Annotated in this window: 14 protein-coding genes; 6 read left to right on the forward strand and 8 right to left on the reverse strand. The window is 70.9% G+C overall.

Translation table 11 applies throughout. The features are described from left to right. Window positions 1–50 precede the first annotated feature (50 nt). The gene (locus BLT67_RS08070; protein ID WP_092666543.1) at window positions 51–1,244 is read left to right on the forward strand and encodes a thiolase family protein; all 1,194 of its coding nucleotides are present in this window, start codon (window positions 51–53) and stop codon (window positions 1,242–1,244) included. Window positions 1,245–1,264: 20 nt separating this feature from the next. Here the strand turns inward: BLT67_RS08070 and rarD are convergent, their stop codons facing one another. The 5 genes from rarD to BLT67_RS08095 form a co-directional block, all read right to left on the reverse strand. Beyond that, window positions 1,265–2,179 carry an EamA family transporter RarD gene (gene rarD / locus BLT67_RS08075; RefSeq protein ID WP_092666544.1) on the reverse strand — a complete coding sequence of 305 codons (915 nt, stop codon included), beginning with the start codon at window positions 2,177–2,179 and terminating at the stop codon, window positions 1,265–1,267. After that, window positions 2,176–3,279, reverse strand: a complete 1,104-nt coding sequence (locus BLT67_RS08080; RefSeq protein WP_092666545.1) for a mandelate racemase/muconate lactonizing enzyme family protein — start codon at window positions 3,277–3,279, stop codon at window positions 2,176–2,178. Before BLT67_RS08080 ends, rarD begins: the two co-directional genes overlap by 4 nt. Before the next feature lie 26 nt (window positions 3,280–3,305). Continuing rightward, window positions 3,306–4,400: a TRAP transporter substrate-binding protein DctP gene (gene dctP, locus BLT67_RS08085; protein ID WP_092666546.1), complete on the reverse strand. Its 1,095-nt coding sequence runs from the start codon at window positions 4,398–4,400 to the stop codon at window positions 3,306–3,308. Window positions 4,401–4,422: 22 nt separating this feature from the next. Continuing rightward, window positions 4,423–5,319: an NAD(P)-dependent oxidoreductase gene (locus BLT67_RS08090; RefSeq protein ID WP_092666547.1), complete on the reverse strand. Its 897-nt coding sequence runs from the start codon at window positions 5,317–5,319 to the stop codon at window positions 4,423–4,425. 89 nt (window positions 5,320–5,408) lie between these two features. Beyond that, on the reverse strand, window positions 5,409–5,858 hold the full coding sequence (locus BLT67_RS08095) for a MaoC family dehydratase (protein ID WP_092666548.1): 450 nt from the start codon (window positions 5,856–5,858) through the stop codon (window positions 5,409–5,411). Between the two features lie 115 nt (window positions 5,859–5,973). Between BLT67_RS08095 and BLT67_RS08100 the strand changes: the two genes are divergently transcribed. After that, window positions 5,974–7,161 carry an acyl-CoA dehydrogenase family protein gene (locus tag BLT67_RS08100; RefSeq protein ID WP_092666549.1) on the forward strand — a complete coding sequence of 396 codons (1,188 nt, stop codon included), beginning with the start codon at window positions 5,974–5,976 and terminating at the stop codon, window positions 7,159–7,161. Between the two features lie 53 nt (window positions 7,162–7,214). Here BLT67_RS08100 and BLT67_RS08105 read toward each other — a convergent pair whose 3' ends face one another. From BLT67_RS08105 to BLT67_RS08115, 3 genes are read right to left on the reverse strand one after another with little or no spacing between them, the layout of a single operon-like run. After that, entirely contained in the window at window positions 7,215–8,264 is a 1,050-nt protein-coding gene (locus tag BLT67_RS08105) for a zinc-dependent alcohol dehydrogenase (protein ID WP_092666550.1), read from the reverse strand. 37 nt (window positions 8,265–8,301) lie between these two features. Then, on the reverse strand, window positions 8,302–9,081 hold the full coding sequence (locus BLT67_RS08110) for a CoA-transferase subunit beta (RefSeq protein ID WP_092666551.1): 780 nt from the start codon (window positions 9,079–9,081) through the stop codon (window positions 8,302–8,304). After that, entirely contained in the window at window positions 9,078–10,040 is a 963-nt protein-coding gene (locus BLT67_RS08115; RefSeq protein WP_197674409.1) for a CoA transferase subunit A, read from the reverse strand. The genes BLT67_RS08110 and BLT67_RS08115 overlap by 4 nt, the downstream gene beginning before the upstream one ends. Window positions 10,041–10,163: 123 nt before the next feature. On the opposite strand from BLT67_RS08115, the gene BLT67_RS08120 reads away from it, so the two are divergent. The 4 genes from BLT67_RS08120 (at window position 10,164) to fabG (ending at window position 13,463) form a co-directional block, all read left to right on the forward strand. Further along, a complete protein-coding gene (locus tag BLT67_RS08120) occupies window positions 10,164–11,096 on the forward strand; it encodes a LysR substrate-binding domain-containing protein (RefSeq protein ID WP_092666552.1) in 933 nt (310 codons plus the stop codon). An 89-nt stretch (window positions 11,097–11,185) separates the two neighbouring features. Further along, window positions 11,186–11,635, forward strand: a complete 450-nt coding sequence (locus tag BLT67_RS08125; protein ID WP_092666553.1) for a VOC family protein — start codon at window positions 11,186–11,188, stop codon at window positions 11,633–11,635. 67 nt (window positions 11,636–11,702) lie between these two features. After that, complete coding sequence (locus BLT67_RS08130) at window positions 11,703–12,695, forward strand: cyclase family protein (RefSeq protein ID WP_092666554.1); 993 nt, start codon at window positions 11,703–11,705, stop codon at window positions 12,693–12,695. A 27-nt stretch (window positions 12,696–12,722) separates the two neighbouring features. Then, a complete protein-coding gene (gene fabG / locus BLT67_RS08135; protein ID WP_092666555.1) occupies window positions 12,723–13,463 on the forward strand; it encodes a 3-oxoacyl-ACP reductase FabG in 741 nt (246 codons plus the stop codon). Window positions 13,464–13,474: the final 11 nt, after the last annotated feature.

Consider the following 13,474-nt stretch of genomic DNA (forward strand, 5'->3'; position numbering starts at 1 on the left):
TTGTGACAATAGATGCACGCGTCAGCAGGACGCACAGGAGAGGAATCGCCATGCCTGGAGCCTTCATCTACGACACCGTCCGTACGCCCTTCGGCAAGATCGGCGGCGCCCTCGCGGCGCAGCGCCCCGACGACCTCGCGGCGCACGTCGTGCGCGCACTCGTCGACCGCAGCCCGCAGCTCGACGTCGAGCGGGTCGGTGAGGTCGTGCTCGGCAACGCCAACGGCGCGGGGGAGGACAATCGCAACCTCGCGCGCATGGCGTCGCTCCTCGCAGGCCTGCCGGTCTCCATCCCCGGTACGACCGTCAACCGTCTGTGCGGCTCCTCGCTCGACGCGGCGATCATCGCCTCCCGGCAAGTCGAGCTCGGCGAGGCAGAGCTGATGCTCGTGGGCGGTGCCGAGTCGATGAGCCGCGCGCCCTGGGTGCTGCCGAAGCCGGAGCGGGCGTACCCCATCGGCGACGCCGCGCTCGCGTCGACGACTCTCGGCTGGCGGCTCGTCAACCCGTCGATGCCGGCGGAATGGACGGTGAGCCTCGGTGAGGCGACCGAGCAGTTGCGCGAGCGGCACGGCATCACGCGCGAGGAGCAGGATGCCTTCGCGGCGGGCTCCCAGCAGCGCGCGGCCGCCGCGTGGGCCGCGGGGCACTACGACGACCTCGTCGTCGGCGTCCCTGGCGTCGAGCTCGCGCGCGACGAGACCGTCCGCGACGGCGTCTCGGTCGAGACGCTCGGCGCGCTGCGTACCGTGTTCCGCACGCCGGCTGCCGGCGGCACGGTCACCGCGGGCAACGCGAGCCCGATGTCGGATGGCGCGAGCGCGGGCTTCATCGGCAGCGAAGCAGCGGCGGCGCTCCTCGGCCGCGATCCGCTCGCTCGCATCGTCGGGCGTGGCGCGGCCGCGAACGAGCCGCAGTTCTTCGGCCATGCGCCCGTCGCGGCCGCGAACGCGGCGATCGAGCGAGCCGGCATCGGGTGGGATCAGGTCGGCGCGGTCGAGCTGAACGAGGCGTTCGCTGCGCAAGCGCTCGCGTGCGTGCGCGACTGGCCGGTCGATCCGGAGATCGTGAACGCCTGGGGCGGCGCCATCGCGATCGGGCACCCGCTCGGCGCCTCCGGTGTCCGCATCCTGGGCACACTCGCCGCGCGCATGCGCGCTGAGCGCGTGCGCTACGGAGTCGCCGCGATCTGCATCGGCGTCGGGCAGGGGCTCGCGGTGTGCCTGGAGAACATCGAGGCGTGAGCGGCGGCGCGCGCCGGCGGTCAGCGTCGGCGCGTGCCGCGCCACGTGTCGACCGCGAACACCGCGAGCGCAATCCACGTGACGCCGAACCCGATCCAGCGGAACAGCGGCATGTCCTCGCCGAAGTACGTCAGGCCGGCGACGAAGACGAGCATGGGCGTGATGTAGCCGATGAAGCCGAGGCGCGTCAGCTGCAGTCGGGCTGCGGCTATCCCGAAGGTGATGAACGGGGCGAGCGAGACGACCGCGAGCCCGAGCATGAGCAGCGCGTGCGCGCTGCCCGCGCTGCCGGTGATGAGTTGTCCCGACGCGGCGAGGTGGAAGCCGAACGCGATCGCGAAGGGGGCGACGGCGCCCGTCTCGAGCACGAGGCCGTCGACGGGCGCCACTCGGGGTCCCACGAGCCGCTTGAGGAGCCCGTAGATCGCGAACGTCACGGACATCGCGAGGCCGATCCACGGTGTCTGCCCATATCCGGCGATGAGCACGAGCACGCCTCCGCCCGCGATGCCGACGCTGACCCAGAACAGCCGCGAGGCCCGCTCGCGCAGCAGCACGCTGCCCAGCAGCGCGCTGATGATCGGCGTGATGAAGTAGGCGAGCGATGCCTCGAGCACGCGACCCACCTCGATCGCGGTCACGTACAGCAGCCAGTTGAGCGCGACGACCGCGCCGGCCCCCGCGAGCAGCAGCAGCGTGCGCGGGCTGCGGGCGGCCTCCGCGATCCGCCGCCAGCGGCGGGCGATCGTCGCGAGGAGCACGAGCATCGCGAACGAGAGCACGATGCGGGCGGCGACGATCTCGCCTGCTCCGGCCGGCAGCAGCAGCGAGAAGTAGATCGGGAACGCGCCCCAGATGAGGTTCGTCACGACCGCCGCGGCGATGCCGCGGGAGTCGGGGCGCGGATGCGGCGAGCGGCAGGGCGCCGGCGTCACCGATCGACTCGGTAGCGGTCCAGCTTCTCCTCATCGATCACGACGCCGACTCCGGGACCTGAGGGCACCCGCATCCGGCCCTCGACGATCTCGAGCGGCTCGGCGATGAGGTCGTCGGCCATGTCGAGGTAGTTCGAGAGCTCCGCGGGCCGTGCCGCGGTCGCCTCGTGCGAGGCGGCGAAGGCGAGCGTCGCGGCCGTGCCGAGCTGCGTGTCGATCTGGTTGCCCATGAAGACGTCGACGCCGAGGCCGTCCGCGAGCCCGAGCACCTGGGTGGCGTTGGTGAACCCGCCTCGCGCGGTCTTGATGCTCACGCTGTGGCACCCGCCCGACTGCAGCTCGCGCGCGGCGTCGCCGGGCGTCGGCACGCTCTCGTCGCCGACGATGGGGATCCGCGAGTGCTGCGCGAGGCGGCGCCTGCCCATCGCCTCGGCCGCGTCGCAGGGCTCCTCGAAGCTGATGACGCCGGCTCCCTCGAGCCGGGGCAGGGCGGCGATCGCCTGATTGGCGCTCCAGCCGCGGTTCGCGTCGACGTAGAGCACGGTGTCGGCGGGCAGCCGCTCGCGGAGCGCCTCGACGAGTGCGAGATCCTGCTCGATCGGCTGCCGGCCGACCTTCACCTTGAAGGCCGCGATGCCGTGCCGCTCGCGCAGCTCCTCCGCCTCGGCGACGCCCTCGTCGGGGGTGCAGAAGCCCAGCATGTGCGCGACCGGGACGCGGTCGCTCCAGCCGCCGAGCAGGCTGCTGACGCCGACGCCGAGGGTCTTGGCGTAGGCGTCCCAAACGGCGATGTCGATCGCGCCCTTCGCGACGTCGTTGTGCACGGTGCGCCGCATGATTGAGCGGATGCGGTCCCGGTCCGAGACGTCCAGGCCCACGATCGCGGGTGCGAAGCGGTCGCGGATCGTCGCGACGATCGAGGCCTGCGTCTCCCCGTAGGTGTACGGCCGCGGGGGCGCGTCGGCGATGCCGACGACGCCGTCGCTCGTCGTCACGCGGACCAGCACATGGTCGGCGACGAGCACCTCGCCGGAAGCGAACCGGAGGGGTCGCGCGTAGTCGATCGCATAGGGGATGGTCTCGATGGATTCGATGCGCATGGTGGCCCTCCGGTCCGCGGTCGCCGCTAGCCGCGCGCTGCGCAGCGCTCGACGCCGGAGGTCTGCTCGGTGGCGTGCTCCTCGAGCAGCGACTCGTACTGCGTCAGGATGGCATCCGCATCGGCGCCGCTCGCCTCGACGGTCGTGCGCCACTCGTCGAGGATGTCGTCGCCGATCATGTCGCGCCACTCGGCCTTCGCCGCGTCGTCCCAGATCGACACGTCGACGCCGGCCTCGAGGGTCGCGTCGCACGCCGCATCCTCGACGCCCGCCAGGATCTCGTCGAGCTTGCCGGGCACCTCGGCCGCGACCTCGTCGATGATCGCCTGCTGCTCGGCGCTCAGCTGCGACCAGGCGCGGTCGCCGATGATGAACGCGTTGATCGTGTAGACGCCGATGCCGGGCTCGACGATGTGGTTCGTGACCTCCTGCAGGCTCTGCACCGGCACCATGTCGAAGATCTGGCTCGTCCAGCCGTCGATGACGCCGCGCTGCATCGACTCGTAGATCTCGGGCGATGCGAGCGAGACGGCGTTCGCGCCCGCGATCTCGAGGGCGTTCGCCGAGTACGCGGCGGCGCGGATCGACACGTTCTCGATGTCGGCGACGCGCTCGGCGGGGTCGGTGGTGCCCATGACGGCGATGGGGTTGCCGGTGAAGTACATCGGCACGACACCCGTCGCATCCCACTCGGCGCGGAACGCGTCGTTCGACTCGTACAGCCCCTCGAACGCGGCCCCGGCGGCGCCGCGGTCCTCAGTGAAGAACGGCACGGTGCCCAGCTGCGAGATGCGGAGCTCTGCCGGGTTGTAGAGCATGGTGAGGAAGCCGGCGTCGGCGCGGCCCTGGGAGACACCGCTCAGGATGTCGGGGCCGGCGAGCATGCCGCCCTCCCAGACCGGGTCGATCGTGACGCTGCCGTCCGACCGCTCGTTGATCTCATCGAACGCCCACTGGAGGGCCTGCGACTCCGCCATCAGCGGGCCGAGGTAGCTCGCGAACTGCAGGGTCACCTGCTGCTCGGCGCTCGGCTCCGCGCTCGCGCCCGAGCAGGCGACGGCGGTGGAGGCGACGGCAGCAGCGGCGAGCGCTGCGGCGATGCGGCGGGAGGACTGGCGCATGGGGTTCCTTCGTGTGCTGGGTTCAGAGGGTCGCGGCCGCGGTGGCCGACGTCGGGAGGTCGGCGATGCACGAGTCGTCCTCGCGCTCCCAGCCGAGCTGCACGGCCTGCTGGAAGACGTGGCGCGCGAGCTCGAGCATCGGCACTGCCGTGCCGAGGGCTTGCGCGGTGTCGCCGATGAGCGAGGTGTCCTTGGCGAAGATGGCTGTCGCGGTGTTGAACTCCCGCTCGTCGCGCGGCTGGGCCATGCGCGGGTAGCGGTCGCCGACCATCCACGAGTTCGCTGCGCCGCTCGTGAGCAGCGGGTGGATCGCCATCGGGTCGAGGTCGAGGGCGCGGGCGAAGCGCAGCGCCTCGCTCGCCGCCACCGCGTGCACCGACGACAGGAGGTTGTTGACGAGCTTGACCGATTGGCCGTCGCCCGGCCGTGTGCCGACCGCGCGCACGCTGCCGACGGGTGCGAGCGCGCTCGTCGCGTGAGCGATGGCGGCCTCGCCGCCCGCGCCCATGAGCGTCAGGGTGCCGTCGCGGGCGCCCGCGACGCCGCCGGTGACGGGAGCGTCGAGCACGTCGATGCCGCGCTCGGCGAGCCGCTCGGCGAACTCGCGGATCGCGAGCGGTCCGACGGTCGCGGTGACGACGGCCGTGCGCACCGCGCTGCCTTGCTCGAACGGGCCCGCCTCGAGCAGGCTCAGCAGCTGGGCGGGCGCGGCGACCATGACGACGACGAGCTCGCAGGCCGCAGCGTCCGCGGGATCCGCGGTCCCGGTCATGCCCGCGTCGCGCACGCGCTCGAGCGCGGCGGGGAAGGGATCGGCGACGAGCACGCGCGCCCCGGATGCATGCAGGCGCGCGGCGATCGGCAGGCCCATCGCTCCCGCGCCGATGACACCGATGTGCCGCTGGCCGTGTGCCGACATCCGTCGCTCCTTCGTTCCGGTATTGCTCGACCGTATGCAACTGGATCCAGAGCGTCCAATACTGGATCGGGCAGGCAGTGATATCGAGATCAGAGCAGCACGCGCAGTTGCCGCGCGACGCACGCGGGTTTCTCACGACCCTCGACCTCGAGCGTGTGATCGACGGTGAGCAGCACGCCGCCCTTCGTGGCGCGCGCCGCCGCGAGGGCGACGATGTCGCGCACACGCGAGCCATTCGGGGCCGGCGCGGGGAAGCGCACCTGCTCGAGACCGTAGTTGATGACGGATGCGAAGCCCGTGATGTGCACCGCGGAGGCTGAGAGCAACGGGAGCAGCGAGAGCAGCAGGAACCCGTGCGCGACCGTGGTGCCGAAGGGTCCGGCGGCGGCACGCTGCGGATCGGTGTGCAGCCACTGTTGGTCGCCGGTCGCCTCGGCGAACGCGTCGATGCGGGCCTGGTCGAGCTCGAGCCAGTCGCTCATGCCGAGCGTCGAGCCGACGAGCCGCTCGGCGTCGCCGAGCGAGGTGATCGTGTGCATGCCAGCCTCCTCCGGCGCCGCTCGGCGCCTGACGTCAGAATAAGAACGTCGAACGAATGAACCAACACCTGATTGGTATTGGACTCATGCGTAATCGGGGTGTCACCATCTGGCCATGCAGGTACCCGAGACGAGCGACTTCTACGACGTGTCCGCCCTCTTCACCAACGAGGAGCGCGAGCTCCAGCAGCGCGTCCGCACGTTCGTCGACGCTGAGGTGACGCCGATCATCAATGGCTACTGGGAGCGCGCCGAGATGCCTCTCGAGCTGCTGCCGAAGCTCGCCGAGCTCGGCGTCGTCGGCACCACCGTGCGGGGTCATGGCGCGCCAGGCCTCAGCCGGGTGGGCGCGGGCATCGTCGCCCAGGAGCTCTCGCGAGGCGACGGCTCGGTCAACACGATCAACGCGGTGCAGTCGAGCCTGGCGATCGGGACGATCGACCGCTTCGGCTCCGACGAGCAGAAGGATCGGTGGCTCCCGGGGCTCGTGTCGCTCGATCGGCTCGGCGCGTTCGGCTTGACCGAGCCCGCGCACGGCTCCGACTCGGTCGGACTCGAGACGCGCGCCGAGCGCGTCGGCGACCACTTCGTGCTCAACGGCGCGAAGCGCTGGATCGGGCTCGGCAACGTCGCCGACGTCGTCATCATCTGGGCGCGCGACGTGGCCGACGCGAGGGTGAAGGGGTTCGTCGTCGAGAAGGACGCGGCAGGTGGCTACCCGGACGGGTACGACGCCCAGGTCATCACCGGCAAGATCGCGAAGCGCGCGGTCTGGCAGGCCCACATCACGCTCACCGACGTGCGCGTTCCGGTCGAGAACCGGCTCGAGCGCGCCGAGTCGTTCCGCGATGTCTCGGCACTGCTGTCGACCAGCCGGCCCACCGTCGCGTGGGAGGCGGTCGGCCACGCGATCGCCGCCTACGAGATCGCCCGCGACTACGCGATGGAGCGCGAGCAGTTCGGCAAGCCCATTGCCTCCTATCAGCTCGTGCAGCAGAAGCTCGCGACCATGCTCGCGGAGCTCACAGCCATGCGCCTGATGGTCTGGCGCGCCTCGAAGCTCGCCGACGAGGGGCGGCTGAGCAACGCGCAGGCGTCGATCGTCAAGCTGCACACGGGGCAGAAGGCGCGCGAGGTCTGCCGCGAGGCCCGCGACATGCTCGGCGGCAACGGACTGCTGCTCGAGCGGCACGTCGCCCGCCACCTGCTCGACATGGAGGTCGTGCACACCTATGAGGGCACCGACTCGATGCAGGCGCTCATCGTGGGCCGCGAGGTCACGGGGATCTCGGCCTTCGCCTGAGGCGAGCACGACAGGAGCGGGGCGGCCGACGGCCGCCCCGCTCCTGCGTCCGGTCAGGCGTCGAGCTCCGGCACCACGAGCACCTTGCACGAGTCCTGCGTCAGCAGCGCGATCGCCTCGTCGATCTGCGAGAGGCCGACTCGGTGCGTGATGAACTTGCCGAGCTCGAGGCGGCCCTCGGCGATCAGCACGCTGATGTCGTCCCACGTCTGCCACAGGAGGCGGCCGAAGCTGCCCTTCATCGTGATCGCCTTGCGGTTGAGGTGCTCGGAGACGTCGAGCGGATGTGGCGTCGAGGAGAATCCGAGCGTCACGACCGCGCCGCCCACGCGCAGCGCATCGAGGATCGTGACGAGACCTGAGGGGTGCCCGGACGCTTCGAAGGCGACGTCGAAGCCTCCGCGATCCGCGCTCATCGCACGCAGCGCATCCGCGACCCCCTCGCCCGGGGCGAGGGTCGAGACGCCGAGCGACTCGGCGAACTCGCGGCGGAATGCGTTCGGCTCGACGACGACGACCTTGGCGGCCCCGCCGATGCGGGAGAGCTCGGCAGCGAAGAGGCCGACCGGACCACCGCCGACCACGAGCACGCGCTTGCCGAGCACCGAGCGCCCGAGTTCCTGCAACCCGTGCATCGCGACGCCCGCGGGCTCGAGCAGCGCCGCCTCGTCGAGGGGGAAGTCGCCTGGCAGCTTGAAGGTCGCCGAGACCGGCACGATCGCCTCCTCGGCGAACAGGCCGTCGACGTGGAGCCCGAGCAGCAGCATGTTCTCGCAGATGTGCGGGCTGCCGATGCTGCACTGGTAGCACTGAAGGCACGGGATGTGCGAGTCCATCGCGACCCGGTCGCCCACCGCGAGCGCATTGACGCCCGGCCCGACCTCGACCACGGTGCCCGAGCCCTCGTGGCCGACGATCACCGGCAGGCGCAGGTTGAACGCCTGGGCTGCGGGCGAGAACTTGTGGATCGCGTTGTCGGTGCCGCACACCGAAGCCGCAGCGACCGCGATGCGCACGTGCCCGGCTGGCACCGGGCCGCGCGCGGGGGCATCGTCGCGGTAGTCGAAGCCCTCGACAGGACCGGACTTGTACACAGCACGCACGCGTGCCTCCTCTCTCGGCGCAGCGCTGCGCCGACGCTCAGCGCAGGTAGACGCGCTTGGGGTCGATCTCGTCGCGCAGCAGCCGCAGCTCCTCGGCCGATGGCTGCTCGATGGTATGCACGTCGTCGGCGACCTCGAGCTCCCAACCGGTCGCGGCGACGACCTCGTCGATCGTCACCCCGCGATGGATCTCGACGAGCCGCAGCGGCTCGCCCGGCCCGGAGCGAGCGAGTGTGCCGAGGCCGGTGAAGACGCGCGTCACGCCTAGGCCGATGGGGCGTCCGCCCGCCTCGGCGGCGCGATCCGGGCTCGCCGAAGTGATGAAGTCGGGCCGCTCCACGAACGCCTGGGGCGTGTGGCGACGCATCACGACGAACACCTCGCGGGAGTTCGCGAGCACTTCGTGAGCGCCGCCGCTGCCGGGCAGGCGCTTGTGCGGCCGGTGCCAGTCGCCGATCACCGACGAGTTCAGGTTGCCGAACCGATCGATCTGCGCCGCGCCGAGGAAGCCGACGTCGATGCGGCCGGCCTGCAGCACGTAGCCGAACAGCGCTGGCATCGTGAGGACGGCCTCGGATCCCGTGATGAGCACGGAGTCGGCGATCGTCGCAGGCAGCTCGGTCGGATGCGCGCCGCAGACCCCCGACTCGTAGACGACCTCGATGCCGGGAGCGGTCGTCTCCTGCGCGAGCGAGGCGGCGAGCGTCGGCAGGCCGATGCCCGCGAACACGCGGTGCTTGCCGGCGAGCGCGCGCGCGGCGGTGACGGTCATGACCTCCTCGACGGATGCCGTGGGCGCGGTGGTCTGCAGGCTCATCGCAGGATCCTCGTTCCGTAGTCGACGGGCTGGCTGAGCGCCGGGGCGACGCGCAGGCGCTCGCGGGTGTCCGCGCCGAGCCGCTCGACATAGGCCGCGTGGTCGGGCAGCGCGTGCACCCATTCGTCGAGCCACGCAGCGAGGCGCTCGCGATCGGCGCTGATCGCCGACCACGCGCGGTAGAACTCGTTGTCGCGGTCGTAGTAGCCCTGGGCGAACGAGGGGTGCGCGCCCATGGGCACTTGCACCACGGCGCTCACGGCGTGCGCGGGGATGATCGTGCGGTTCGGGTCCGAGCGGACGACGTCGTCGTCGACGATCTCCTCGACCGTCACGATGGCGTGCTCCGCGGCGAAGACCGCCTCGGCCTGCACGCCCGTGAGGCCCCACATCTGCACGTTCCCCGAGCGATCGGCGCGTTGCGCGTGGACGATCGTGACGTCGGGGTTGATGGGCGGCACGACGTAGATCTCCTGCGAGCTGCCGTCGGGCAGCGGATACGGGGACGTCACGGTGCGCAGCTCGTCGTTGATCGCGGGCAGGTCGCTGCCGAAGTAGGACTGCACAGGGTAGAAGGGGAGGCGCTGGGCGCCGGCGAGGTAGCGGCACACCATCCCGTAGTGTGAGTACTCGACGTACTCGAGCGGCTTGGGCTCGCCGCGCTCGATGCGACGCCGCACCTCCCCGAGTGAGCCGGCGGACGAGTTGCCGACGAACGATGACACGAGGGTGTCGATGCAGCCGGCGGCGAGCATCTGGTCGACGATGATGTCGGCGGTGATCCGCACGAGCGTGAGGCCCTTGATGCCCTGCCGGATGATCTCGTGGCCTGCGGCGACCGGGATCGCATGCGTGAAGCCCTCGATGCACAGCGTCGATCCTGGCCGCACGAACCGGGCGATGGCATCGTGCAACGACATCGTCTTGTCCACGCTGTGGGTGCTGAGGGGCGCGTTCATGGATCGTCCTGCTCTCTCCGCGTCGAGGGCCGCTGCTGTGAGCATGGCCGTTCGGATTGGTGAACGTCCAATACTGAATCCGAGATGGATTATGATCCTTACGAGATCGATAGAGGGGGAGCGATGGAGCTTCGACACATCCGGGCGTTCATCGCGGTCGCCGAGGAGCTGCACTTCGGCCGGGCCGCCGAGCGTCTGCACATCGCGCAGCCGCCGCTCAGCCAGCAGATCCGGCAGCTCGAGACGCACCTGGGCGTGCGGCTCTTCGAGCGCAACACGCGATCGGTGAGCCTGACGTCGGCGGGCGAGGCGTTCCTCGAGCCGGCGCGCGCCGTGCTCAGCGGCGTCGAGGACGCCGAGCGCGCAGCCCGCGCCGGTGGCCGCGGCGAGTACGGCCGGGTCACGATCGGGTTCGCAGGAGCCTCGAGCGAGGCGGCGCTGCCCGTGCTCGCGCGCGCCGTGCGCCGCGCGCATCCGAACCTCGAGCTCGACATGCGGGGCCAGCTGTACGCGAACGCGGCGCTCGCGAAGATCGCCGATGGATCGCTCGACCTCGGCTTCGTGCGCCTGCCGATCGGGGCTCCGGGCATCGAGCACCAGGTCGTCGAGGAGGAGGAGCTCATCGTCGCGATGCCCCTCGGCCACCCGCTCGCAGCGCAGGAGACGGTGGCGCTGCGCGACCTCGCGCAGGAGCCGTTCATCACCTTCCCCGCTGACTCCGGCTCGTCGTTGCACGCCATCACGCAGCAGGTCTGCCTCAACGAGGGCTTCGCGCCGACGGTCGTGCAGTCGGCTCCGGACTCCTACACGATCCTCGCGCTCGTCGCCGCGGGCGTCGGGGTAACGCTGACGCTGACCTCCTGCATGCACGCACGGCAGGAGGACATCGTGTACCGCCGGCTCTCCGACGCCCTGCCGACGCTGGACGCCGCGATCGCGTGGCGCTCGATGAACTCGTCCGCAGCGCTGCGCGCGGTGCTCGACGTCGTGCGCGAGGTCTACGCGACGCCGCGCCGCGTCGACTTCGATCGGTTCGCGACGCCCGCCCAGTCATAGCGAAACCTAATCAATCGGCGAGTGATTGAGTATTGGACTCGATGCGAGGCCGTCCGCAACACTCGAGGCGACGAAGGGACAGATCCACCATGGCTCAGATCCGACTCCACCACGTGAACGTCACGTCGGAGGACATGCACGCACTCAACGAGTTCTACTCGAAGGCCCTCGGCCTCGAGCAGATCCCCTCACCGGCGATGATCGCGACGACGTCGTCGGGTGAGTCGGACGGGGACGCGGAGTGGGAGGACGGCGCGACGTTCTTCTCCGCCGGCGACCCTGAGAACCTCCAGATCCACGCGACGCGGCGCCAGCCCTACCTCGCGCTCAAGGAGGGCCACACGGTCAACCCGCTCATCGGCGGGCACTTCGCCTTCCGCACCGACAACATCCAGGAGGTCATGGAGCAACTGCGCGCCAATGACATCCCGTTCGACGACTGGGGCATCTGGTCGGTCAAGGGCTGGTACCAGATCTTCTTCACCGACCCCGCCGGCAACATGATCGAGATCCACCAGGTCATGGACGACCAGGCCTGATCCCGACCATCACGGCGCCGCGTCCGCACCGCGCGGACGCGGCGCCGCTGCTTGAGGAGGAGCCACGATGGCGACCGACCCGCTGCCGGACTACGCGGCGCTGCAGGAGCGTCCCGAGCCCGTGCGCGGCACGGCGTGGGGGCTCTTCGGCGAGCATGACGAGCTCGGCACGCTCAATCACCTGACACCCGAGCGGGCGGCGGCCGCGGCGGCGCTCGTGCGCTCGGGGCGATCGTTCAGCCTCAATCTGCCGCTCGACGCCTTCTCGCCGCCGCTCATCGCGCATCGCGGCGCCGTCCGGCACGAGGTCTTCGGCCTCAACGAGTTCCACCGAGACGACCGGCTCGACGCGTTCTTCCCGCAGGCGTCGTCGCAGATCGACGGGCTGCGCCACTTCGGCCACCCCGATCGCGGCTTCTACAACGGGGTGCCCGGCGAGCGGCTCGTGGCCGGCACGCCCGACCTCGGGGTGCAGCGCTTCGCCGAGCACGGCGTCGTCGGGCGCGGTGTGCTGCTCGACCTCGCGGCGTTCCGCGCCGCGCGCGGCGCGGCGTTCGACCTCGAGGAGCCGGCGCGGGTGGACGTCGACGAGCTCGACCGCGCGCTGCGCTGGCAGGGCACGGAGCTCGAGCCCGGCGACATCCTGCTCATCAACTTCGGGTGGCTCGAGCGCTTCCTCGCGCTGCCTGCCGAGCAGCGGCCCGCCCGCGTCACCTCGCCCGGCCTCCTCGCCGAGGAGCGCACCGCGGCGTGGCTGTGGGATCACCGCATCGCGCTCGTCGCGTCCGACAACCTCGCGCTCGAGGCGTGGCCGGCGGATCCGATGGCGCTGCCCGTCGAGGCCGAGCGGCTGGGCGCCCTCGAGCGCTCGAGCCACACCGGGATGCTGCACCGCATCCTCATCCCGTTGCTGGGTCTCGCGATCGGCGAGCTGTGGCGGCTGGACGAGCTCGTGGCTGCGTGCCGCGACTCGCGGCGCGACAGCTTCCTGCTCGTCGCCCAGCCCATGCACGTAACCGGCGGCGTCGCCTCGCTCGCCAACGCCCGCGCGATCCTCTGATCGCGCTCGACCCCCAAGGAGCACCTCATGCCACTCGTCGATCGGAAGACCGCCGTCATCACGGGCGGAGCCGGTGGACTCGGGCTCGCGATGGCTCGTCGCCTGCTCGACGAAGGCGCGAACGTCGTGCTCACCGACGTCTCCCCTGAGGCCCTCGAGCGGGCGACCGCAGCACTCGGCGCGGGCGAGCGTGTGACGACCGTGCGCGCGGGTGCCTCCGATCCGGATGACGTCGCCGCGGCGGCGCGCTCGGCCGTCGACGTGTACGGCGCCCTCGACGTGTGGGTCAACAACGCCGGCTTCACCCGCGACGCCACGATGCGGAAGATGGCGATCGAGGACTTCGACGCCGTCATCGACGTCCACTTGCGCGGCGCGTGGCTGGGCACCAGGACGGCCGCCGGCATCATGCGCGAGTCGGGCGGCGGCTCGATCATCAACGTCTCGTCCATCTCCGGCAAGGTCGGCAACATCGGCCAGACGAACTATTCCGCGGCGAAGGCCGGCGTGGTCGGGCTCACCAAGGCCGCGGCCAAGGAGGTCGGACACGCCGGGGTGCGTGTCAACGCCATCCAGCCGGGCATCATCGCGACACCCATGACCGAAGCCATGCCCGATCGCATCCGCGAGCAGCGACTCTCGGAGGTGCCGCTCGGCCGCTTCGGCGAGCCGTCCGAGGTCGCGGGCGTCGTGCTCTTCCTTGCGAGCGAGCTCTCGAGCTACGTGACCGGCGCCGTGATCGAGATCGGCGGGGGCCGCCACATCTGATTCTTCTGCGC

This window comes from Agrococcus carbonis (assembly GCF_900104705.1).
In the GTDB taxonomy this organism is placed as follows: domain Bacteria; phylum Actinomycetota; class Actinomycetes; order Actinomycetales; family Microbacteriaceae; genus Agrococcus; species Agrococcus carbonis.

Bases quoted from the DNA above. Each gene is read 5' to 3' on its own strand.
- BLT67_RS08120 (WP_092666552.1), top strand. From the start codon at position 10,164: ATGGAGCTTCGACACATCCGGGCGTTCATCGCGGTCGCCGAGGAGCTG.
- BLT67_RS08080 (WP_092666545.1), bottom strand. From the start codon at position 3,279: ATGCGCATCGAATCCATCGAGACCATCCCCTATGCGATCGACTACGCG.
- BLT67_RS08125 (WP_092666553.1), top strand. From the start codon at position 11,186: ATGGCTCAGATCCGACTCCACCACGTGAACGTCACGTCGGAGGACATG.
- dctP (WP_092666546.1), bottom strand. From the start codon at position 4,400: ATGCGCCAGTCCTCCCGCCGCATCGCCGCAGCGCTCGCCGCTGCTGCC.
- BLT67_RS08110 (WP_092666551.1), bottom strand. From the start codon at position 9,081: ATGAGCCTGCAGACCACCGCGCCCACGGCATCCGTCGAGGAGGTCATG.
- BLT67_RS08100 (WP_092666549.1), top strand. From the start codon at position 5,974: ATGCAGGTACCCGAGACGAGCGACTTCTACGACGTGTCCGCCCTCTTC.
- BLT67_RS08115 (WP_197674409.1), bottom strand. From the start codon at position 10,040: ATGAACGCGCCCCTCAGCACCCACAGCGTGGACAAGACGATGTCGTTG.
- BLT67_RS08130 (WP_092666554.1), top strand. From the start codon at position 11,703: ATGGCGACCGACCCGCTGCCGGACTACGCGGCGCTGCAGGAGCGTCCC.
- BLT67_RS08070 (WP_092666543.1), top strand. From the start codon at position 51: ATGCCTGGAGCCTTCATCTACGACACCGTCCGTACGCCCTTCGGCAAG.
- fabG (WP_092666555.1), top strand. From the start codon at position 12,723: ATGCCACTCGTCGATCGGAAGACCGCCGTCATCACGGGCGGAGCCGGT.
- BLT67_RS08090 (WP_092666547.1), bottom strand. From the start codon at position 5,319: ATGTCGGCACACGGCCAGCGGCACATCGGTGTCATCGGCGCGGGAGCG.
- BLT67_RS08095 (WP_092666548.1), bottom strand. From the start codon at position 5,858: ATGCACACGATCACCTCGCTCGGCGACGCCGAGCGGCTCGTCGGCTCG.